Genomic DNA, 22,455 nt, shown 5'->3' with positions numbered 1-22,455 from the left:
ACACTTAACCAAAGCATGCAGGCGCCGAGGGGAGAAAACGGCGCCTGCATTGGCCGAACAAACAGTCGGCCTAACCGCGCATAAAGGGGATGCGCGACAGAATATCGACGCCCTGCTGGTTCCAGAAGTGAAGCAGATCAATAAAGATCCAATTTTCGGTCAGCTTGTCTCCGGATCGGCGATACATGTCGATAACGCGCATGTCGCTCAGCTTGTCGGTCGCGGGCATACCCATGAAACCACCTGAGGGTCTGAGCGTCAGATTTGGCCAGCCGAAGAAACCGCCGAACTCGCCTTCTGCGATACGTGCGATGTGTCCGTTGAAATGACGGTCCGCCAGCCCGTCCCGGAACGGGCCGGAATGCTGTTTGATGTAACGCTCAATCGTATAGGCGGCGCCGATTCCAGTGGGACCCCACCAGATCATGTCGTCGTTCCAACTGCGCGGCAGTTCTTCCTCAAGCCCCAGTTCCTCGCGACCTTTCCAGTCGCGGATATCGTTGATCATGAACTCGATGGCGGCCAGAGTTCGACGCCCCTCTTCAGGGTCCTGCGGGTCGAACATGACACCGGTGTGAGTCATCGGTCCGGGCTGAACCAACTGCGCACCGGTTTGGGATGCGAACAGCCGCAAGCCCGCCTGCGCCGCCAGATGCGGAATGTCAAAGAACATCGCCGTGTCGGTAATTTTGTTGCCTTCCACGCGGTGGAACTCGGCATACCGCAGCATGGCAATCTTGTTGGTGTGTGGAATGTCCAGCCACGGTTCATCGAACAAGCCCATCAGATGCCCCATCGACGCGACCCAGGTGCCGCCCTCTTCCAGATGGTTTTCCCCGGCCATAAATATGTCAAGCCGCCGCTGCATCCGCCGCAGACTGTTTTGCAGGGGCATCCAGAACCGCTCGGCCACTTCCACCGGATCTTGGATTTCGTGGAACGGATGATAGCCACGCCAGATCGCATCCGGGGCAAAGTAGGTTTTGGCAGCCGCCACCGGGTTATCATTGAGTGCATCAAAGTAATTGCGCACCAGCGTTTTTGCAGATTGAAAGTCCGACATGTCTTTTACTCTTGGTTAGGGGTTGTCCCTCAGGTTGCCCCCTGAGGTGTTTTGGGTGGCTCAGGATGCGTCTTGGCGGGCCTTGGCGATCTGCATCATCAGGTCCAGCTCGTTGAACAACTGCCATTCCTGTTCCACACGGCCGTTTCTTACGCGCCATTGGGTAATGCCCCAAATCTGGCAGTGCGCGCCCGTTGCGGTTCGATACAAATCGGTCTCTCCCGCGTGGGTCGCCTCGGCGCTCCATCGGGTCGAAATCAGCCAGCCATCTGTGTCGTTGCCCATCCAGTAGACCTCGTCCACTTGCATCGCGAGATCAGGAAAGGCGTTGCGAAGGCTTTGGACGTATTCCTTGTAGGCCGCTGTACCGGTGAACTGGCGTTCGGTCGTGCCTTCGAATGGCAGGTCGGGCACGTAGTCGGTGTCAACCGCGCTCATGTCGCCATTCCAGATGCTGTCATGCACGCGCCGCGCAAACCCGTCCGGGTCAAACCCATCAACCGGTTCTGCCTGTGACAGAGGTTTCACCGGGGCCGCTGATTTACGCAGATCGTCCCAAGTCTGCTGGCTGCGCGGCCAGCCCGGCGGGGGGTCGGCGGCCAGTCGATCGGCCTCGTCCCACAGATCGATACCCAGTTGTTGCAGCATCGCCGACGTGTTGTAGAGCACGTGCTCCAAAAAGATATCGTTCTCAAGTGCCACGCAATTGGCGATGACCATGACGCTGACCTGTTTGCCCGTCGCAGGTCCATATCGGCTGGGGCCGGTATTGGTGCCAATGATCCGTGTTAGATGCGACGTGTGAAACCCGACCTCATCGTCCCCGGCCCAGATGATCTCTTCGGCGTCCAAAACGATGTCCGGGAAGGCTCCGGTCGTGTGATGCGTGTCGGCAATGATTTTCTTATTGCCCGTCTGCAATCCATAATCGTCATAAATCAGTGACGTCGGCCCATAGCACTCGGCGATGTAATCAACCTGCGGCGGATCGGATTCCCAGATCCGGTGGGTGATCCGGACGATGTAGTCCACGATGTTGGCGTAGTCAGGATCGAACCCGCGGAGATCCTGTTTCGGACCAAAATCCTCGGGGATCCGCACCGCCCGATTGTTCGAATACTCTCGAAATGAGACATCATAGCCCGTAGGCATGTGTCGCCGCGCAAGTGGCTGCGCCGCCCCATAGTTCCGTGACATGTCCTCTCCTGTTCAGAACAACGTGGTTGGGAATTGTTTTGTAACTATCCTTTGACCGCTCCTGCCGTCAGACCGCTGACAATCTGGCGCTGGAAGAACAGCACAAGGAAGAACAGCGGGATCATCGCGCTGACCGCCGCACCCACTGCAAACATGACGTCCCCGGTTTCGCGCACAGTTCCCAGGAAGCTGGCGATCTTTGGAACCATTGTCTGGTTGTTGGAACTCAGCAAGACAGAGGTGACCGGAAAATCGTTGTAGGCCAAAAGGAAGCTAAACAGCCCGGTCGTAATCACGCCGGGCCACATCACCGGAATGATCACATAGCGGAAGGCCTGGAACCGCGTGCAGCCATCGACCATGGCGCTTTCATCCATGTCTTTGGGAATATTCAGAAAGAACGAATGCAGCATCCAGAGTGTGAAAGGCTGGTTGATCGCGACAAGAACGACAATCGTTGTCCCAAGCTTGCCCCAGATGTTCCATTCAAAAAATGGCAGCAGATAGCCGGACACAAGCGTGATGTGCGGCATGGCCCGAAAGATCAACGCCAGTATCAACAGCCAGAACGCATAGCGAAACCCGGAGCGCGCTAAAGCGTAACCGCCCAGTGTGCCAAGGGTCAGCGAGATGATGACCGTAAAGAATACAACAATTGCCGTGTTGATTGCACTGCGCCAAAACTCTTGTTCGACCCAAGCGCCATAGTACCCCGCGCTGGTAAATGCGTTGCCCGTTTCGGCCTTGGTCACCACCCCGTAGAGGGCATTGGTCCAATCGGACTTCGAAAAGAAATCCGGCTGCACCTTAAAAGATCCCCACAAGGTCCAAAGGAACGGCCCGGCAGCAATTAGCACCCACAGTACGACAAAGCTGGTTGTGAACCAGATTAGTCCACTGGAACGTCTGTCAGCCACGGATGTTGACATGATCAGGCCCTCTTTCGGTTAAAATCGCGCCATGTGCGGATCAGAACAGGTGTCAGCAGGACTGCCACACCCAGAATTGTCAGGATCGACGTGGCACCAGCTGATCCAAATTGCGGAGTGTCACCACCGCGCAGGTCATTGTAGATAATGAAGGACAGCGATGTCGCCTTGGCCGATGCCTGGAAGCTCACGATGGGTTCCAGCACCCGGAAGTTGTCCATCAACTGCATCAGCGTGATAAACACCACCAGCGGCATCATGTATGGAACGACCACGTATCGAATGGCTTGCCAACGCGACGCGCCATCGATTTTGGCGGCTTCGAGTGTCTCTGACGGAACGGTTTGAAGACCTGCATAAAAGACGACAAAGCTGAAGGGCGTTGAACTCCAGATTCCATACACGATCAGCATGATCCATGTCAGTGGCATCGACGCTTTGAGCGACAGGTTAGGATCGTTGAATATTTTCTGTAACGTCGCACCGATGATGCCATCGGCATCGACCATCCAGAACAGGATCAATGCACCGATCAACGGCGTTACGATCATGGGCAGCAGCGACACAAAAATCGTCGGACCTTTGATTACACGCGGCAACGTATTGACTGCCAATGCGACACCCAACCCCAATACGATGACAAACGGTGTCACCACGGCGGTATAGGTCAGCGTAAAGATCAGGGCCTTGTAAAACGGCAAGTTCAGCAATTCGGAAATGAACGCACCCCAGGTCTGGGTCGTATTCCATGCCTCACCGACCTGCTCGAATGCAAGATGCTTGCGGTTCGTATAGGTTCCAAGCCCATTAAATCGCCCTGACGGAGCCTCTTCCAGCAACGCAGCAGTGGCCTCGTTATCCACTTGCAGAACCGTCTCGCAATTGAAGGGGCCGCAGTTTTCAACCTCGATCATGATCTGCTCGTGCTCGACGAACAGCGACTGTATCGCAACCGAGACAATGGGCAGCGCAATAAACAGAATCATCGCAGCCAAGGACGGCAGGATGAACCAGAAGAAAGTGCGATGTTTCATGGCGAGGTACCTGGGTCAGTTCCACAACGCTAAAAAACGTGCCGGGACCGCGCAAGCGGCCCCGGTCGTGGCGATCAAAGATATCCGGCTTCTTGTGCCGCAGCGGTGTATGCGGCCTCAATGTCGGAGAGGGTTTGCTCAGCGCTCTCATTGCCCTGAAGGAAGTCGGGCAGTTCCTCAAAGAACGCCTGATGCAAAAGACCCATGTAAGGCAACATCGGATAGGGATCCGCGCCCGCTGCCGCTGTTGCGGCAATACCAGCAGCCGCTGGCCCAGGTGTGTACGAGTCCATCAGCCAGACTGCCGCGTCGTTATTCTCTTCGACCATTTTGTCTGAGATGCCATGCATCATCGCAAGGAAGGTTGCCTCGGCATCTTCGTCAGAGATGTTCTTTGCAATCGTAAACCCGTCCCACCAGAGGGAAGACGCGGGCATTGAACCGCCTGCAACAGTCGGGGCGCCGACCAGAACAGTGTTTTCCGCGACGCCCTCCTCGGCACCTTCACCGCTCAGAAGTTCACCGCCACTGGACCCCCACAGCTGTGCCATTGCCAGATTGCCGGACTTCCAGATCGGAACGACGGTCGCAGTGTTATAGGTGAGAAAGTCGGGGTTCGACAGAGCGACCAGTTCTTTGAGCTTGTTGAGCGTCGCGACACCGATTTCGTTGTTAACCGCAGGCTCGGCCGTCCCTGGTTTAAAAAATTCGCCCCCATGGCCAAGATACATGTTCACGAATTCTTCACCCAGGTTCCAGTCAGACATGCTGAGGAACGCAAAGGGATGATCCATAATGCCGGCGTCTTTGATCGCCTGCCCGGTTTCGATGACCTCTTCCCACGTCGTGGGGGCGGGCTTGCCGACCTGATCCAGGATGTCCTGACGCAAAAACAAATGCTGCGCATTTGCCATAAAGGCGATCGCCATGATCTTGCCGTCAATGGTGATCAACTGGTTTTTCTTGAGATGCTGCCCGTGCTTGGCGACAAGATCATCCAACGGGCGCACCAGCCCCTCATTCAGCAGCGGTACGATCGACGAGTTGGCAACAATGACCGACGTGTATTCGGCGGGATTGGCGGTTAGCGCCTGAACTGAAAAGTTTCGGAAGTCTTTGTTATGGTTGGCTGCAACTGTAACGCCACCGGCACATTCACCAGCTGTTGACGTAATGGCTTTTAGTGCAGGGAAGTCGTTCGCAAGCACATTTACGTTGCCACTGCCAATTTCGCAGTCTGCGACAGCTGCGGTTGCCATTAGCATCGCGGCAGCACTGATCGCAAAGCTTTTCATTAAGGACATTTTAGAACCCTCCGGTTGGACCCTGGTTTGCAGGCTTTAACCTGCCTTTACTAAAGATTGCCGCTTGCGGCTCTTATTATGCATTCGCATTCACTATTATGCTGAATAAAATGAGTGTGACAAGAATTTCTTACATTTAGCATAGATATTTTTATTTCTTATATTTTACAATGCTTTATATCGTAAACTATGGACTCTTCACAGGCACCATCCCAAGTTTTTCTTGCATAATGATAGATTCGCTGGCACATATTTTTGGGAACGCATGCAAGGTATGGATCAACGATGGCCGAGATACAGCTAAAGAATATTTCAAAGCGCTGGGGCTCTTTCGTAGGGGTTCACAATTTTGATCTGACCATCGCGGACAAGGAGTTCCTTGTCCTGCTTGGCCCGTCCGGCTGCGGCAAGACTACGACGATGCGTATGATTGCAGGGCTGGAGGACATCACGGACGGCGAGATCGTAATCGACGGCCAAGTCGTCAATGAGTTGGATCCAAAAGATCGCGACGTGGCGATGGTGTTTCAGAGCTACGCGCTCTACCCGAACCTGAATGTTTATGAAAACATCAGATTCCCCTTGAAAGTCCGCAAGTCGGATCCCGCGACCCATGACGAACGGGTAAAACGCGCCGCCGAGATGGTCGAACTGACCGAATTCATGCACCGCCGACCAGCCGAGTTATCCGGAGGCCAGCGTCAGCGTGTTGCCCTCGCCCGCGCAATCGTCCGCGAGCCCAACGTCTTTTTGATGGATGAGCCGCTGTCGAACCTTGATGCCAAGCTGCGGGTATCGACGCGACACCAGATCAAGAACCTGAGTCACGAACTTCAGGTCACCACGATCTACGTGACACATGACCAGATCGAGGCAATGACCCTCGCGGACCGGGTGGTCGTAATGAACAAGGGCATTGTGCAACAGGTTGGGACCCCCACAGAAATCTACGACAGACCCGCAAATACCTTTGTTGCAGGGTTTATCGGCAGCCCCGCGATGAACCTGCTGGAAGGACACTTGTCCGACGGCACATTCACTGGCGAGAACACCAGCATCAGTGGGCTGTCCAGCACATATGAGGGGAATGTCACGCTTGGGTTCCGCGCTGAGGACGCCACCATTGATCCCGATGGTTCATCCGTTGCACCGCTATACGCGCTCGAGCTTTTGGGGGATGCAACGATCGTAACGATGCGTCTGGGTGGCATGGTTGCCTCGATCCGCGCAGCCAAGGATTACCGGGCCGAGATCGGCGATAAGATCGGCGTGAACATCCCGCCGTCCGCATGCCACATTTTCGATGCCGCAAGCGGTGAAAGGCTGGATTGATCCGCCTTGAGAGCAGGTTTTTGAAACGCGCTCGGGCCCAGGACCGGATGTCCAACAGGTCGCCCGATCAATCAGGCACCATATGACGAAAGAAAGGAGGGGGCGGCATGAAAGGCTCCCGACCAGAGCAAGCCATACTCAGCCGTGACACCGACCAGAGCAAAACGGCGGAAACCCGGACAGTGATCGAAACGATGGTGGACGGTCTGAATGACCATCGCATTGATGATATCGGCGATTTCTTTGCCGATGGCTTTCGGTGGATGGGGAATTTTGGCTGCGGCACCAAGACCGGGCTGAAAGAGTTTCAGGACAACTGGCAACGCCCCTTTCAGGCCGCGTTTTCCGACAAGGTGTGTATCGACGAGGCGCGGCTTTATATGGGTGAATGGGCTGCCGCTTTTGGTCGCCAAGAGGCCACGCATTCCGGAGAGTTTATGGGCCTGTCAGCAACCGGAAAACGCATCGAAATCCGGTACATGGATTTTTGGAAAGTGGTGGACGGCAAAATCGTCGACAATTGGGTCATGGTCGATTTCCCGCATGTGCTGTCGCAACTTGGCCACGATGTTTTTGCCGGTAAGGGCTGGGAAGCCTTTGACCGCGGTGACGCAACACCAGCCCAACCGCAAGGAAGAGTGTAATGGGCACCGTTCTCGATTTGGTGCAGGACATGGAACAGGCGCTCGGACGCTCGGAAACCGATTTGACGCCGTGGTTTCATGAGGACTTTGTCTGGGATGGCAATGCCGGATGCGGGCGCAAGGCCGGGCTTGATGACTTCCAACGAGACTGGCAGGAGCCCTTTCGCAGAGCGTTCAAGGATCGTCGCTATGACACCCCTGTCTGGCTCGAAGATGGGGATTGGGCTGCTTGTATCGGGACCTGCCACGCCACGCATGCCGGTGATTTCATGGGCATTGCGGCCACCGGGCGACCGCTGCAAATCCCGTATGTCGATTTCTGGCAAATCCGCGACGGTCGCATCGCGTACAACAAGGTTCATGTTGATCTTCCCAGCGTCGCAGCCCAATTGGGTTGGGATGTGTTCGACGGCAAGGGTTGGGATCGCCTGGACCCGCCTGTCACTCGTCTGTGGCGCGGCAAGCAGGGTCAGGGGGCGACCGCCGAACCGCTTAAGGTGGTGCAGTCGATGGAAGCGGCGCTGCAACGCTCGGATGTGGATGTCTCAGCGTTCTTCCACGAGGATTTCGTTTGGGATGCCAATTACGGATGCGGCCTCAAACACGGCTTGGATGAGTTTGAAAGCGGCTGGTATCTGCCCTTCCGTGACTACTTTGGCAACCGCGACTTCATAAGCCCGCATTTCATGCAGGATGGTGACTGGGCCGCCTGTTTCGGCGCCTGTTACGCAACGCTGGAACGTGATTTCATGGGGATCAAGGCCACGGGCCAACGCATCCGTGTTCCCTATATCGACTTCTGGCGGATCGAGGAAACCAGGATCGCCGAAAACATCGTCCGCGTCGATTTCGCCAGCATTGTCCAGCAGTTGGGCGGAGACGTCTTCGCCGGCAAGGGCTGGGGGCGCGAGGAACCATTTGACTTTGGCGAAAAACCCGCAGCCTAGGAGGCTGATATGACGGTTCAATTTCTAAAATCCGGCAAACCCGCTGACGCCCGCGCCGAAGATGACGCCAAGGTGCGTAAGGTTGTCGAGGCCACGCTCGCCGATATCGAGGCAAACGGCGATGCCGCTGTGCGCGCGCTCAGCCGGAAATTCGACGGCTACGATCCCGCCGCCTTTCGCCTGAGCCCGTCTGAGATCGAGGCGGCCATGCAAAAGGTGTCGGCCCGGGACATGGACGACATCAAGTTTGCCCAGACGCAGATTCGGCGCTTTGCCGAAGCGCAACGTGCCTCGATGACGGATATCGAGGTCGAAACCCTGCCCGGCGTTGTGCTGGGGCACAGGAACATCCCGGTCCAGTCCGTCGGCTGTTATGTGCCCGGCGGCAAGTTTCCCATGGTCGCATCCGCGCATATGTCGGTCCTGACGGCACAGGTGGCGGGTGTGCCGCGGATTGCCGCCTCGGCCCCGCCGGTGGACGGTGCGCCGCACCCGGCAATCGTGGCTGCCATGCACTTGGGTGGTGCACACGAGATATATGTTCTGGGCGGCATCCAGGCCGTTGGCGCAATGGCAATCGGAACCGAAACAATCGAACCGGTTCATATGATCGTCGGACCCGGAAACGCCTTTGTCGCAGAAGCCAAAAGGCAGCTTTTTGGACGGGTCGGAATAGACCTCTTTGCGGGGCCCACGGAAACCATGGTGATCGCCGACGATACGGTGGATGCCGAGCTTTGCGCAACCGATCTATTGGGGCAGGCTGAACACGGTTACAATTCCCCCGCCTGTCTGATCACCAACTCCAGCAGCCTTGCGAATGAAACCCTGGCTGAAATTGAGCGCCTGCTAGAGATCCTGCCAACCCGGGAAACCGCATCCGCATCGTGGCGGGATTACGGAGACGTGGTTCTGTGCGATACGCATGATGAAATGCTCCGGGTGGCCAATGATATGGCCTACGAACACGTGCAGGTCATGACGGACCGAGACGACTGGTATCTGGACAACATGCACTCGTATGGGGCGCTGTTCCTGGGGCCGCGCACCAATGTCGCGAACGGCGACAAGGTCATTGGCACAAACCATACTTTGCCAACAAAAAAAGCCGGTCGCTACACCGGCGGGCTATGGGTCGGCAAGTTCCTGAAAACGCACAGCTATCAGCGGGTCGAAACTGATGAGGCAGCAGCGCTGATCGGAGAATACGGGTCTCGCCTGTGCATGCTTGAGGGTTTCGTGGGTCATGCCGAACAATGCAACATCCGTGTGCGCCGCTTTGGCGGTCGCAACGTGCCCTATGGCCAGGCCGTTCTGCCCCAAGAGGCCGCAGAGTAGAACCGGTTGAGGATATGACCAGCATCCACGACGCAAACCGCGCGCGGCTCTCCTCTCTCCGCAAGGCCCTTTACGATTGGAACGGCTCCGCGATTCAGCACGAACTTGACCGTCTGTGCGAACCTGACGCGGTCTTTCACTGCTGTCATCCTTTTGGCGAACTGACCGGTCCGCAGACCTTTTATCAGAACGTACTCGCACCGCTCAAAGAGGCGTGGCCGGACGTCGAGCGGCGCGATTGGATCGTGATGGCGGGCGAGGATGAACATGGCGCGAACTGGGTCGGATGCGGCGGCCACTATGTCGGCACCTTTGCCGGACCGCTGCTGGATATCCCGCCAACGGGACACATCACGCATATGCGGTTCCACGAGTATTACCGGATTGTCGAGGGCAAGATCGCCGAGTTTCAGATGATCTGGGACCTGCCCGAGGTCATGATGCAGGCCCGGGCGTGGCCAATGGCACCGTCGCTGGGTGCTGAAATTTGCGTGCTGGGACCCGCCTCTGGTGACGGGCTCCATCGCCCTCCACGCGATGACACCCATAGTGACGCAAGCCGGGCGCTTGTTGTCGATATGCTCAACCATATGAAACGGCACCCCGCGCAGGGCGGTCCCGACGTTATGCAGATGCCGCGTTTCTGGCATGACACTGTAAACTGGTACGGGCCCGCTGGCATCGGCACATGCCGGGGCATACGCGGGTTCCGCAACTGGCATCAGATTCCGTTCCTGTCGGCCATGCCCGACCGCGGTCGCTATCTTGACGAAATTACCTACCATTTCTTTGGAGACGGGCCCTATGTGGCCGTCACCGGTTGGCCAGACATGATCCAGACCATCACGGATGACGGATGGATAGGTATCGTCCCCTCCGGCAAACGGGTAACGATGCGCAGCCTGGATTTCTGGCGGTTGGAAGACGGGCGCATCCGTGAAAACTGGGTCTTGGTCGATCTTTTGGATGTCTACAGTCAATTAGGCGTGGACGTTTTTCGAAGATTGCGCGAATTCAACAAAGCCCGGGTCCCGGGACGCGTACCCTATCCAGTTGGAGATATCTGATGTCCTTTCCCCCGCCCCCGAACTTTAGCCTGACCGGTAAGCGCGCCCTGGTGTCCGGTGCGACATCCGGGATCGGCTTGGCCTGTGCATCTGCGTTGGCGGGGTATGGGGCAGAGGTCACTTTAGCAGCTCGCTCCACTGACAAGCTGGCCTCGCTGGTCACCGAGTTCTCGGGGCAAGGCTGGACCGCCAAGGCGCTGACCCTGGACGTAGCCGACGTGGCCGCGACCGAAGAGGCGGTTGCGGAGAGCGGGCCCTACGACATCCTTGTCAATTCGGCAGGGCTTGCCCGACATTCTCCGAGCCTGGAGACCACCGAGGATGACTTTGACGCCGTCAGCCAACTGAACTTCAAAGGCGCTTATTTCTTGACCCGCGCCGTTGCTCATGGGCTGATCGCAAGCGGGCGGTCGGGCAGCTTGATCAACATCACAAGTCAGATGGGACAGGTCGGGGGCATCGACCGGGCGGTCTATTGCGGCACCAAACATGCAGTCGAGGGGTTCACAAAAGCCATGGCCATTGAATGGGGGCCGCATGCGATCCGGGTCAACACCGTGGCGCCGACATTCATTCGGACACCGCTAAGCGAGCAGACGTTTTCCAATCCCGAACGCCGCGCCTGGATCGAAGACAGAATAAAACTCGGCCGTATTGGAGAGTTGGGCGACATCACCGGTGCCGTCGTCTATCTGGCATCAGAGGCTGCCAGCCTCGTCACCGGAACATCGTTGCTGGTCGATGGCGGATGGACGGCGGACTGATGGCGGACAAGATTACATCATCCGACGTGGCACGCGCAGCTGGTGTCAGCCAATCCGCCGTCAGCCGAGTGTTCACGCCCGGCGCATCGGCCTCGGCCACCACCCGCAGTAAAGTCATGAAAGCCGCCGAAGAGCTCGGCTATCGCCCAAATACACTGGCGCGCGCCATGATTACCGGCAAAAGCCGCGTGATCGGCGTCGTCGTCGCCTATCTTGAAAACCAGTTTTACCCCATGGCGCTTGAGTATCTGGATCGCGCCCTGAAAGACCGCGGCTATCACATCCTGCTGTTCATGGCGAATAACGACGATAGCGTTGGCCAAATCGTTGAAGAGCTGTTGTCGTATCAGGTTGAAGGGATCATTACGGCATCGGTCGACATGTCCAGCGAAATTGCCACCAGATGTGACAGCGCAGGCATACCTGTGGTCATGTTCAACAGGGGACAGGATACGGGCGGTCTGGCTCAGGTTACGTCCGACAACATCCTGGGCGGACAAACCGTTGCGCATTTCCTCGTCGCTGGCGGCCACCGCAAACTTGCGCACATCTCGGGTTGGATCGCGTCCTCGACCGGACTGGACCGTACGCGCGGCTTTACAGAAGGTCTGAAAAAACACGGTTTGGAACCCATCGCTGTTGAGGACGGTAAGTACAGTCAGGAAACGGCGTCGGCCATCGCCAGACAATTGTGCACGTCGTCCAACCGACCGGATGCGATCTTTGTGGGCAATGACCACATGGCCTTTGCAGTCATGGACACGCTCAGGTTCGAACTTGGGCTGTCGGTTCCCGACGATGTCAGTGTCGTCGGCTATGATGATGTGCCCATCTCAGCCTGGCCTGCTTACAACCTCACGACCATTCGTCAGCCGATCAACAAAATGGTTGGGGCAACGGTGGACCTCCTCATCTCCAGAATTGAAAAGCGCGCGGAGGCCGAGCGTATAGAGATACCAGGACCGCTCAAGATTCGCGGCTCAGCCAGAAAACCGAAAGGCTTCACCCCATGACATATGCCGAAAAATGGAAGGATTTTCCGGATTATATCCTGAGCATCACCAAAGAAATCTGGGAAGAGCGCGGCACCGAAACCCTGCACCGCTACTATGCCCCCGATATACCGGTCCGAACACCGATGGGCATTACGGTCGGCAATCAGCCGGTCATCGCCGCAACCATGGCAACCTGTAACGAGTTTCCCGACCGCCAGCTTTTGGGAGAGGATGTAATCTGGTCACAGTCGGAGGAGCACGGACATCTGTCCTCCCATCGGATCATTTCGACGGCAACCCATTCTCAGGACGGTCTGTTCGGTCCTGCAACTGGCAAGCGCTGGACGGCCCGGGTCATCGCCGATTGCGCGGCCAAGAACGAGGTCATCTATGATGAATGGATGGTGCGGGATTATGGCGGCATCGTACGCCAGCTGGGCATGGACCCTGAGTCGTTCGCTCGTCAGCTCATCGCGTCGGAAGGCGGCCCTGGAACAGCAAATAAACCGTTTTTGCCCGAGGCCGACGTTGACGGCGGCTATCACGGAACCGGGAATGACAATGAATGGGGTGCGGCCTATGCCAACACGCTGACCCGCATCATGAATGCCGACTTTAACCACATCCTCGCCGACTATGACCGGGCGGTGATCGGGGAGTATGCCGGAGCGCGGCAGGCGCTGGGACGTGAGGCCGTCTGCCAGTTCTGGGTTGGCCTGAGATCGTCCTTTCCCAATGCCCGTTTTGAAATTCACCATCAAATCGGCATGCACGGCGGGATGCTGTCCCCGCGCGCATCAATCCGCTGGTCCCTGGACGGCACACATGATGGCTGGGGCGCCTTTGGCCAGCCGACCGGTGCCCGCGTATATGTGATGGGCATGTCACAGGCCGAGTTCGGCCCCTGGGGTCTGCGCCGCGAATTCACACTGTACGACGAGGTTGCCATCTGGAAACAGATTCACCTGCACACCGGGGATGCGTGAATGACACCCAAGTTTACCAGATGTAAATGCCGATACCTGAAAGCTGACCTGCGCGACTCGACCGAGGCGCGGCGGTTTCACACCTATCGTGCAAGCCTGAGAGCCGAGCGCCTAAATCCGCGCCCGCCTGGGCCGTGGGACTAGGACCGGTTCACAGCACAGGTAAATTTACACAGGACATACAGACATGACTCCGCAAGATATGGAAACACGGATCGTCCGCTACGGCGACCTGAAACCCTGCCGCACGGCCTTTATCGACGCCCACACGCCAGGCAGCGATCAAAAGGAAAACTTCACGATAGTTGGCGGCGGCGTTTCCGAGAGCGTCGACCAGCACGTGCACATCACGATACCGCACGGGTTCAACATCGGCGCTGCGGGCCAGCCACCCAAGTGCCGCAACAGCCTGCATGATCACCACACGGCCGAGGCGTTTTTTGTGCTCTCGGGCCGCTGGCGTTTCTTTTGGGGGCGTTGGGGAGATGCCGGAGAGGTGACCCTGGAACCCGGCGACATCTTTAACATTCCGACCGGAGTGTTCCGGGGGTTTGAAAACATCGGAAACGACTATGGGATGATCATGGCCATCCTCGGCGGCGACGATGCAGGCGGGGGTGTCATGTGGGCCCCGCAGGTCATCGAAGATGCGGCGGATCACGGGTTGGTTCTGGCCGAAACCGGCAAGCTTTACGACACCAAGAAGGGTGAGGCCGTGCCCGAGGGTGTCAATCCAATGCCGTTGATGTCCGCCGAAGAACTGACCAAGCGCGCCGAACCGACTACGGCCGATGTATTGCCCAATCACGTCGCCCGGTACTGGGACATGGTTGCCTTGTCCGATCGAGCCCCTTGCAAAGTGATCGGAGAGACCGGCCTTTTGCGCGATAAGCCGGGTTTCGAGGTGAACTTCATCACCCGCCAATCGTCCCCCGAGGCCAAGGTCAGCCATGACCACCCTTCGGTTCTGATGCCGGCCAAAGGACACTGGCGGGTCGAGTGGGACGGTGGCGAGACGACACTTGCCCCCGGGGACACGATGTCGGTTCCCGAAAATCTGGCGTACAGGACGCACCCGTCGATGACAGGAGAGGCCGCGATGTACCATGTTGTCGGAACCGAAGATTCTGCCGGTCCAAGCTGGTCCGGGGAGTGATACATGTCGGTCAGTCAGCCTCTGGGCTGACTGACCACCCCAGCCTCAGCCGCGGATACCCGCAAAAAAGGAACGCCGATGACCCGAATTCTGACAACGCATGTGGGCAGCCTGCCCCGTACGCAGCACGTGACCGATCTTCTTTTTGCCCGCGAGAAGAACAAGCCTTTTGACACAGAGGAATTCGACACATGCATGACCTCTGCGGTTTCCGAAACCGTGAAACAGCAGAAAGAAGCCGGGATCGACATCGTATCCGACGGAGAGACGTCGAAGATCAGCTATGCAACCTATGTCAAGGATCGCTATACCGGGTTTTCGGGTGACAGCCCCCGGAATGCACCGGCTGATCTCAAAATGTTTCCGGGCTTTCTCCAGCGTCTCGCCAATGATGGCGGAACGCCTGAGTATGCGCGCCCCATGTGCACCGGCGAGGTTCGCTCGAAAGGGCAGCAGGATTTGAAAAAGGACATCGCAAACTTCAAGGCCGCGATGACAGAGCACGGCGTCGCACGCGGCTTTATGAACGCCGCCAGCCCCGGTGTGATTTCATTGTTTTTGCAAAACGACTTTTACAAGACACGAGAGGCTTACCTGGCCGCTCTCGCCGATGCGATGAAAGAGGAGTACGAAACAATCATTGCGGCAGGTCTGGACCTGCAATTGGATTGCCCCGATCTGGCCCTGTCGCGGCACATGCTGTTCACCGATTTGTCGGACGAAGAGTTTGTAAAAGTGGCGCAAATGCATGTCGAAGCGCTCAATCACGCTCTGTCGGATGTGCCGCAGGACAAGGTGAGAATCCATATCTGCTGGGGCAACTATGAGGGGCCGCATGTATGCGACATTCCGATGTCCAAGATGTTCGACACTCTGATGTCCACCAAGTCGCGCTATGTTCTGTTTGAAACATCCAACCCCAGGCATGGACACGAATGGGTCGTGTTCCGCGACCGCAAATCCGATATTCCAGACGACAAGATCCTGGTTCCCGGTGTGGTCGATACAACAACCAACTTTGTCGAACATCCCGAATTGGTGGCGCAGAGAATCCAAAGATTCGTCGACATTGTCGGCTCCGAGCGGGTGATCGCGGGCAGCGATTGCGGATTTGGAACGTTCGCTGGGTTTGGGGCCGTTCATCCGGCGATTGCCTACGAAAAGCTTGCGGCCTTGGCCGAAGGTGCGGAAATCGCCAGTAAAAACTGAACGGTTCCACTTGTCCTTCCGCCAGGTATGACGTGCGATGTGCGACTTTTTGCGCCACAGATCGCCGCCTTTTCCCAAGATCGCAAGGTCATCGTACCGGATGTGTGGGGGGCTGAGGCAATGGCCGATCTTGCCGCACAAGTCCTGGAACAAGCGCCTGACAGATTCGCGTTGGCCGGACTGTCGATGAGTGGCATCGTGGCCATGGAAGTGGTTCGACAAAGCCCTGATCGCGTGTTGGGACTGGGTCTGTTGGACACAAATCCGCTGCCCTCAGCCAGTGGACTACGGAGGTTGAACAGGTACAAAGACCTACTTCAGCTTCTGCGCTCGGTCGACACGCCGACCGTCTGCAATGTGATCAAACTGGTCGCGGGTCGCCAGCGGTGGGATGTTGTGCAGCCATCTGTCAATCAAGGCCATCCTCGAATATGCTAGGATCGCCAGGATATCGACGGCCGCCGCCGTCCCCCGACCAAACCGGCAAAACAACCCGGTTTTGATTTCGAGACCCTTGAGAAGGCTGGGAACAATTTCGACCGCACGAGGCCGTCAGAGGACTGAGTAAAAGTTAGACATGCGCCTTGTGAATTCTGCTTTATCGAAAGGTCTTTCCGGGAATATCGAATACTCAGCCCTTCCCACTCGTAACACTTGATGGTTCACACCCACCCATGTTTCAGTTTTTGAGTTGGCTGGCCCGACCGGCCAAATCCTGGAAACCAAAATCAGAAGCTCAACCAGGTCACTGATAACAACAGCGTTAATTCATCTCAAGGGATCGGAATTCAGCGCTGAAGACGCCCAACATGGAGAAGACACAATGAATAAACTATCGATGCTATTGGGAGGCGCTTCCATAGCAGTCGCCGCACCGGCTTACGCAGCAGATATCGTCATCGGAGTGCCGAACTGGGCCTCTGTGAATGCCACCGCGCATATCTTAGAGGTTGTGATCGAGGAAAATCTCGGTCTCGATGTGGAATTGCAGAACGGGACCAACCCAATCGTCTTTGAAGCGATGGACAGCGGTTCGATGTATGTCCATCCCGAAGTCTGGATGCCCAACCAACAGAACCTGCATGACACCTATGTCAAAGACAACGGCACTGTCGTGATGAACGAGAACCCGGTGCAAGCGGCGCAGGGGATGTGCATTCCGACCTATATCGCCGAGCAGCACGACATCACGTCCATCGATGACCTGAGCGATCCCGACAAGATGGCGATCTTCGACACGGACGGTAACGGCACACCCGAAGTCTGGATCGGGGCGCCCGGCTGGGCCTCGACCGTTGTGGAGAAAATCCGCGCCAAGTCTTATGGCTATGATCAGATTTTCGATCTGACCGAGTACGAAGAAACCATCGCCTATGCCAACCTTGCCAATGCCACCAAGGCCGGCGATCCGTGGATTGGGTTCTGCTACAGCCCGCACTACATCTTTGTGACACAGGATCTGACTGTGCTCGAAGAGCCCGCACATGATCCAGCCACCTGGACAATTGTGCAGCCAACGGACGACCCCGAATGGCTGTCCAAGTCAGAGGCTTCATCGGCCTGGAATGGTGCCACGCTTCACCTGCACTACGCCAAGGAATTGGAAGACAGCTACCCCGAAGTGGCGGCTCTGTTCCGCAATTTCCAAATGCAGGGCGATGACCTGAGCGCTATGGGCAAGGCCCTCGCAGTAGACAATGTAGAAGCCTCGGACTACGCCCAAAAATGGGTGAATGAGAACGAAGACACCGTCATTGGCTGGCTGACAAACTAAGCCGATCATCCCAGGGCCGCTGCGACACCTCGCAGCGGCCCTTTTCCTATCTGCCGGGCGAAACACCGCCTTATGGGGGGCAAATGGACGAACCTGTCGTAAAACTTGAAAATGTATGGAAGATCTTCGGCAACCGGGCAGCCGAAGCAATGGAAGCCGTGCTCAAAGAAGGTCTGACCAAACCGCAGGTGCTGGAAAGATTCAGTTGTGTGGTCGGCGTTCAAGACGCCAGTTTCGAAGTCTCGCGCGGTGAAATCTTCTGCATCATGGGCCTGTCGGGATCCGGCAAATCCACCCTTGTGCGGCATGTAAACCGACTGATCGAGCCCACCGCCGGTAAAATCGAAATTCTTGGCAAAGACGTTTCCGCAATTTCAGATAATGAATTGCGTCGCATCCGTGCCCAGCAGATTGGCATGGTCTTTCAACATATGGCGCTGCTGCCGCACCGGTCAGTGCGTGACAACGTGGCATATCCCTTGGAAATTCGAAAAATCTCGAAGTCGAAAAGATGGGCCGTGTCGGATCACGCTCTGGGACTTGTCGATCTGACGGGGTACGAGGATCGTCTGCCCAAAGAGCTGTCCGGGGGTATGCAACAGCGTGTGGGCATTGCCCGCGCATTGGCGTCGGACCCGGAAATCTTGCTGATGGACGAGCCGTTCTCTGCGTTGGATCCTCTGATCCGGTTACAATTGCAGGACCAGTTCAAGGCTCTGGTTGCGCAACTTAAGAAGACGACATTGTTCATCACGCACGATCTGGATGAAGCGATCCGCATCGGCCACAGAATTGCGATCATGAAGGACGGTGTCATCGTCCAGATTGGCTCGCCGGAAGACATCGTGATGAACCCGGCGGACGACTATGTCCGCGAGTTCGTACAAGGGATTTCGAAGCTGAAACTGGTCAAGGCCCATTCGATCATGGAGCCAATTGGTAGTTATTCAGGCGCGCTGGAAGGAGCACCGCGTGCGGATGAAGGGTCTGATCTGGACCAGCTCATCGACCTGGCCGTGAACACCGAGATGCCGGTTGTCATCACCGATGCCGGCGCGGATGTCGGTGTCGTGACCAAGCCACGCCTGTTGCGCGGTATCCAAGGGGGCAAGCAAGAATGACTGATACAGCAGCAGACATCCAAGTCACAGCAGCCTCGGATATCGAGGTTGATCGCGATGCGCTGGATCGTTCGATCCATGAGTTCACAGGCCCGAACGGCGATTACTACGTCAACGCGTTCCACAAAATACATGACGCAACCAGCGCAATTCCTAACACGTTCAACAGATGGGCAGCGGTTCTTGGTCCATTCTGGTCGGCGTCCCGGGCGATCTGGGGCATGTTCTGGACGTTTCTGATCCTAGAGATCATCGCCTGGGTCCAAATCGGTCGGGGTGCCTGGGGTAATCCGGGGGCCGAATTTGCCGAGCGAGCTGCAGGACAGCTGGAACGGGCGGATGAACTGCTGGGGCGTGCGGCCGAGGCCACCGAACAGGCCGATATCGACCGGTTTACACGACTTGCTGAAAACATTCAGAGAGCAGCGGAGACGAGCACTGAGCGTGCCATCGCAGCGCAGTCCGAAGCCACGGGCATCCTGATCACCGGGTTGCTGATGCTGCTGGTGTTCAAGGTCGTGCAGGGATTCTACGCCGACAGGATCTACGAAAAGCAATACTCCAAATGGCGGATCAATCCGGACAGCACGGAAAGTGGCCAGTCAACCCGTAACATCATCCTGGGCGCTGTTCTGATCGCGGCAATCGGTCCGCTGATCGTGTACAAGTTCACCGTAAATGCATCGCTGACTATGCTGGACGCCTTCCCCGAGCAGCAAGTTTCGGCTTTGATTCTGGGCCCGGACGAGGGCACCCTGTTCTCAGTCATCGCCAATTGGATGGAGGCGCGCATTGACGCCGCGGCGGCGGCGGGCGGCGACGTCTTTGACGGTATCGTCGCGGGGGTACGATCGGTTCTGGACGCCCTGACCATCGCCCTAATTGGTTCACCCTGGCCGGTTGTGATGCTGGTGATTTGCGTCACCGCGTGGCGGGCGGCCGGGCCGCGTGTCGCAATCTTCACCGCATCCTCTTTGGCTTACATCGCACTGCTGGGCTATTGGGATGTGGCTATGGAGACCGTTGCATTGGTTGGTGCAGCTGTGCTGCTCTGCGTGGTCTTTGGCATTCCACTGGGCATCTGGTTTGGCAAATCCAAACGCGCCTATCGCGCGGCTGAACCAGTTCTGGATCTGATGCAGACACTGCCTGCCTTTGTGTATCTGATCCCGATCATTGCCTTTTTCGGTACGGGCAACCCGCCGGGCATTCTGGCAACGATCATCTTTGGTATGCCGCCGGTTATCCGTCTGACGGCATTGGGGATGCGCGGTGTGCCGGAGAGCATCAAGGAGGCTGCCGTCGCTTTTGGCGCGTCCAAGTGGCAGTTGCTGAAAGATGTCGAAATCCCCTTGGCCCTTCCTTCGATCATGACTGGCGTCAATCAGACGATCCTGATGTGCCTGTCCATGGTCGTGATCATCTCGCTGATCGGCGGTGGAGGGCTTGGCAAGGAAATCCTTGAGGCGTTGCAATACGCAGCCAAGGGCCCCGGTCTGCTGGGTGGATTCGCGATCTTGTTCCTGGCGATGGTCATGGACCGGATCGTTCAAGGCGCATTCCGTCGGGAAGACGAAAAGCTTTGAGCTTGTATTGCGTCTCCGGTACCAAACCGGGGACGCCATTCCTTTTCAGAGACACGTAATGACCGATCCCTATGAAAAGTCCATGATGGACAATCTCTATTGGTGGGGCGTTCCCACCTTGTTCAGATGTCCGCACACTGGACCGCAAGATCAGGATATTGCACTGGTCGGTGTTCCGCATTCGACGGGGAACGGAACGACAGAGCGGGATCAGCATCTGGGACCCCGCGCCTTACGGCACGTTTCAGCCGTTCAGCGCCGAGTGCATCTGCCCTTTCAGCTTGACCCGTGGCAAAGCGCACGCATCGCAGACGTTGGTGACGTGCCATTCCCTCGGGCCAATGACAACGAAGACTGCATCGAGCGTATTACCGAATTCTACAAGGATATCGACGCAGCCGGCGCGCGACCGGTTTCCGTCGGCGGCGACCATTCGATCACTGGCGGAATCGTGCAGGCCCTTGGAGGCGGAAAACTGTCTGGTGGAGAGCCGGTCAGCTTCTTGCATCTCGATGCCCATACCGACGTCTTCACCAAAGTCGATCACTTTCTAGGGGCGCATAAATCTGCGGCACATTGGGGGGCCTACCTGGCCGATCAGGGTCAGGTCGATCCAACCCGCTCGATGCAGATCGGATTGCGCGGACACCCGCGCAGTCTGGACTGGCTGCAACCGTCGTATGACTACGGCTATAATGTTGTTACAATGCGTGAGTTTCGTCAGCGTGGGCTGGAAGATGTCGTGGCGCAAACCCGCGAAGTTCTGGGTGACCGACCGGTTTACATCACATTTGATCTGGACTGCCTCGATCCCACTGTGGCGCCGGCAGTCTCCAATCTGGAACCCGGTGAAAAGGGTTTTGATATCGATGAAGCCGTCGGAATCTTGCGCGCGGCACGCGGCCTGAACATCGTTGGTGGAGACGTCGTGTGCATGATGCCCACCAAGGACAGCCCTAACAACATCACCGCGCTGACCGCCGCAGCGGTAATGTTCGAGATGATTTCGATGATCGCAGAGAACGTTAGCGCGCGTTAGACCGGCGCGCGTTAATGGCTTGCGCCAATACGCACAGCAACTCGAACATCAGTGAGATCCCAAGCCACGCCGTACCGCCTTCGGGATCGAAGGGCGGTGACACTTCGACCAGATCGGCACCGATAAGGTTCAGGCCTGCCATGTGTCGAATGACCTGCTGGGCTTGATAACTATTGGGCCCGCCGATCTCTGGCGTTCCGGTACCGGGTGCATAGGTCGGATCCACAAAATCGATATCGTAGGTGCAGTAACAGGGATCAGTGCCAACGATCTTTTTGACCTCGACCATCACATCGTCGATGCCCCGGTCAAACAGTTCCTCGATCCTGATGATGCGAACGCCTTGGGCCTCGCCCCATTCGATGTCTTCGGTGTTGTAGGCGGTTCCACGAATACCAACTTGCACAAAGCGCTTTGGGTCGATCAGCCCTTCCTCAATGGCGCGGCGGAACGGGGTGCCGTGCGTGAATTTATGGCCTCCAAAATAGGAATCAAACAAATCTGTGTGACTGTCGAACTGGATAAGCCCCAAAGGCCCCGAAACGGCAAGAGCGCGCAAAACTGGTAAAGTCGTCAGGTGATCGCCGCCAGCGGTCAACGGCACAATTCCCCGCCTCGTCAACTCTTCGTAGTAGGTCGTCACACGATCCAGCGTGTCTTGGATATCAACAGGGTTCGGAGCCACGTCACCCAAATCCGCGCAATTGACTAAAGTGAATGGGCTGATGCCCGTCACAGGGTTCATGGCGCGAATCATGGTTGAGTAATCGCGCAATTGTCGGGGTCCGTGCCGCGCCCCGGGACGGTTGGTTGTACCGCCATCCCATGGGATGCCGACCAGGGCGAGGTCTACCTCATCGATACGCTCGTGATCCAGCGTCACGCTCGGCAGCCGCATGAATGTCGGGACGCCTGCAAATCGGGGCAGTTCTATCCCCGAAACCGGATGAAAAAACGAAGTCTCCATAGC

At 57.0% G+C, this 22,455-nt stretch carries 21 protein-coding genes; 15 read left to right on the top strand and 6 right to left on the bottom strand.

Going from position 1 to position 22,455, the window contains the following annotated elements:
* Positions 1 to 70: 70 nt before the first annotated feature.
* The 5 genes from ACR3ES_RS08265 to ACR3ES_RS08245 all read right to left on the bottom strand — a co-directional run bounded on the left by ACR3ES_RS08265 (position 71) and on the right by ACR3ES_RS08245 (position 5,527).
* Complete coding sequence (locus tag ACR3ES_RS08265) at positions 71 to 1,063, bottom strand: nuclear transport factor 2 family protein (protein WP_170435776.1); 993 nt, start codon at positions 1,061 to 1,063, stop codon at positions 71 to 73.
* 60 nt (positions 1,064 to 1,123) lie between these two features.
* Positions 1,124 to 2,260, bottom strand: coding sequence for an ester cyclase (locus ACR3ES_RS08260; RefSeq protein ID WP_170435778.1), 1,137 nt, complete (start codon positions 2,258 to 2,260; stop codon positions 1,124 to 1,126).
* Between the two features lie 44 nt (positions 2,261 to 2,304).
* The gene (locus ACR3ES_RS08255) at positions 2,305 to 3,189 is read right to left on the bottom strand and encodes a carbohydrate ABC transporter permease (RefSeq protein ID WP_170435780.1); all 885 of its coding nucleotides are present in this window, start codon (positions 3,187 to 3,189) and stop codon (positions 2,305 to 2,307) included.
* A gap of 2 nt (positions 3,190 to 3,191) precedes the next feature.
* Positions 3,192 to 4,223: a carbohydrate ABC transporter permease gene (locus ACR3ES_RS08250; RefSeq protein ID WP_170435782.1), complete on the bottom strand. Its 1,032-nt coding sequence runs from the start codon at positions 4,221 to 4,223 to the stop codon at positions 3,192 to 3,194.
* Positions 4,224 to 4,297: 74 nt separating this feature from the next.
* On the bottom strand, positions 4,298 to 5,527 hold the full coding sequence (locus tag ACR3ES_RS08245) for an extracellular solute-binding protein (protein WP_170435784.1): 1,230 nt from the start codon (positions 5,525 to 5,527) through the stop codon (positions 4,298 to 4,300).
* A 285-nt stretch (positions 5,528 to 5,812) separates the two neighbouring features.
* Between ACR3ES_RS08245 and ACR3ES_RS08240 the strand changes: the two genes are divergently transcribed.
* The 15 genes from ACR3ES_RS08240 to ACR3ES_RS08170 all read left to right on the top strand — a co-directional run bounded on the left by ACR3ES_RS08240 (position 5,813) and on the right by ACR3ES_RS08170 (position 21,485).
* Entirely contained in the window at positions 5,813 to 6,859 is a 1,047-nt protein-coding gene (locus ACR3ES_RS08240) for an ABC transporter ATP-binding protein (RefSeq protein ID WP_480425192.1), read from the top strand.
* 107 nt (positions 6,860 to 6,966) lie between these two features.
* Positions 6,967 to 7,503, top strand: a complete 537-nt coding sequence (locus ACR3ES_RS08235; protein ID WP_170435788.1) for an ester cyclase — start codon at positions 6,967 to 6,969, stop codon at positions 7,501 to 7,503.
* Complete coding sequence (locus ACR3ES_RS08230) at positions 7,503 to 8,450, top strand: ester cyclase (protein WP_480425190.1); 948 nt, start codon at positions 7,503 to 7,505, stop codon at positions 8,448 to 8,450. The genes ACR3ES_RS08235 and ACR3ES_RS08230 overlap by 1 nt, the downstream gene beginning before the upstream one ends.
* Before the next feature lie 9 nt (positions 8,451 to 8,459).
* A complete protein-coding gene (gene hisD / locus ACR3ES_RS08225) occupies positions 8,460 to 9,788 on the top strand; it encodes a histidinol dehydrogenase (RefSeq protein ID WP_170435790.1) in 1,329 nt (442 codons plus the stop codon).
* 14 nt (positions 9,789 to 9,802) lie between these two features.
* Positions 9,803 to 10,855 carry an ester cyclase gene (locus ACR3ES_RS08220; protein ID WP_170435792.1) on the top strand — a complete coding sequence of 351 codons (1,053 nt, stop codon included), beginning with the start codon at positions 9,803 to 9,805 and terminating at the stop codon, positions 10,853 to 10,855.
* The gene (locus ACR3ES_RS08215; RefSeq protein WP_170435794.1) at positions 10,855 to 11,619 is read left to right on the top strand and encodes an SDR family oxidoreductase; all 765 of its coding nucleotides are present in this window, start codon (positions 10,855 to 10,857) and stop codon (positions 11,617 to 11,619) included. Before ACR3ES_RS08220 ends, ACR3ES_RS08215 begins: the two co-directional genes overlap by 1 nt.
* Positions 11,604 to 12,632: a LacI family DNA-binding transcriptional regulator gene (locus ACR3ES_RS08210; RefSeq protein WP_480634712.1), complete on the top strand. Its 1,029-nt coding sequence runs from the start codon at positions 11,604 to 11,606 to the stop codon at positions 12,630 to 12,632. The genes ACR3ES_RS08215 and ACR3ES_RS08210 overlap by 16 nt, the downstream gene beginning before the upstream one ends.
* On the top strand, positions 12,629 to 13,600 hold the full coding sequence (locus ACR3ES_RS08205) for an ester cyclase (protein ID WP_170435796.1): 972 nt from the start codon (positions 12,629 to 12,631) through the stop codon (positions 13,598 to 13,600). The genes ACR3ES_RS08210 and ACR3ES_RS08205 overlap by 4 nt, the downstream gene beginning before the upstream one ends.
* A 187-nt stretch (positions 13,601 to 13,787) precedes the next feature.
* The gene (locus ACR3ES_RS08200; protein ID WP_170435798.1) at positions 13,788 to 14,756 is read left to right on the top strand and encodes a cupin domain-containing protein; all 969 of its coding nucleotides are present in this window, start codon (positions 13,788 to 13,790) and stop codon (positions 14,754 to 14,756) included.
* 78 nt (positions 14,757 to 14,834) lie between these two features.
* Positions 14,835 to 15,965 carry a cobalamin-independent methionine synthase II family protein gene (locus tag ACR3ES_RS08195; RefSeq protein ID WP_170435800.1) on the top strand — a complete coding sequence of 377 codons (1,131 nt, stop codon included), beginning with the start codon at positions 14,835 to 14,837 and terminating at the stop codon, positions 15,963 to 15,965.
* Between the two features lie 27 nt (positions 15,966 to 15,992).
* On the top strand, positions 15,993 to 16,403 hold the full coding sequence (locus tag ACR3ES_RS08190) for an alpha/beta fold hydrolase (protein ID WP_480493406.1): 411 nt from the start codon (positions 15,993 to 15,995) through the stop codon (positions 16,401 to 16,403).
* A 385-nt stretch (positions 16,404 to 16,788) separates the two neighbouring features.
* Entirely contained in the window at positions 16,789 to 17,739 is a 951-nt protein-coding gene (locus ACR3ES_RS08185) for an ABC transporter substrate-binding protein (protein ID WP_480425186.1), read from the top strand.
* A gap of 83 nt (positions 17,740 to 17,822) precedes the next feature.
* Positions 17,823 to 18,860 (top strand): quaternary amine ABC transporter ATP-binding protein, encoded by a 1,038-nt coding sequence (locus ACR3ES_RS08180; RefSeq protein WP_480425185.1) that lies wholly within the window; start codon positions 17,823 to 17,825, stop codon positions 18,858 to 18,860.
* Positions 18,857 to 20,446 (top strand): ABC transporter permease subunit, encoded by a 1,590-nt coding sequence (locus ACR3ES_RS08175; RefSeq protein WP_170435808.1) that lies wholly within the window; start codon positions 18,857 to 18,859, stop codon positions 20,444 to 20,446. The genes ACR3ES_RS08180 and ACR3ES_RS08175 overlap by 4 nt, the downstream gene beginning before the upstream one ends.
* 58 nt (positions 20,447 to 20,504) lie before the next feature.
* A complete protein-coding gene (locus ACR3ES_RS08170) occupies positions 20,505 to 21,485 on the top strand; it encodes an arginase family protein (protein ID WP_170435810.1) in 981 nt (326 codons plus the stop codon).
* Here the strand turns inward: ACR3ES_RS08170 and ACR3ES_RS08165 are convergent.
* Positions 21,472 to 22,452 (bottom strand): agmatinase, encoded by a 981-nt coding sequence (locus ACR3ES_RS08165; RefSeq protein ID WP_170435812.1) that lies wholly within the window; start codon positions 22,450 to 22,452, stop codon positions 21,472 to 21,474. The two genes, ACR3ES_RS08170 and ACR3ES_RS08165, sit on opposite strands and share 14 nt — an antisense overlap.
* Positions 22,453 to 22,455 lie beyond the last annotated feature (3 nt).

It is taken from the genome of Ruegeria sp. B1, assembly GCF_056535885.1.
Note: the sequence above shows the minus strand (reverse complement) of the source record. Positions and strands in the feature narration are given on the sequence as shown.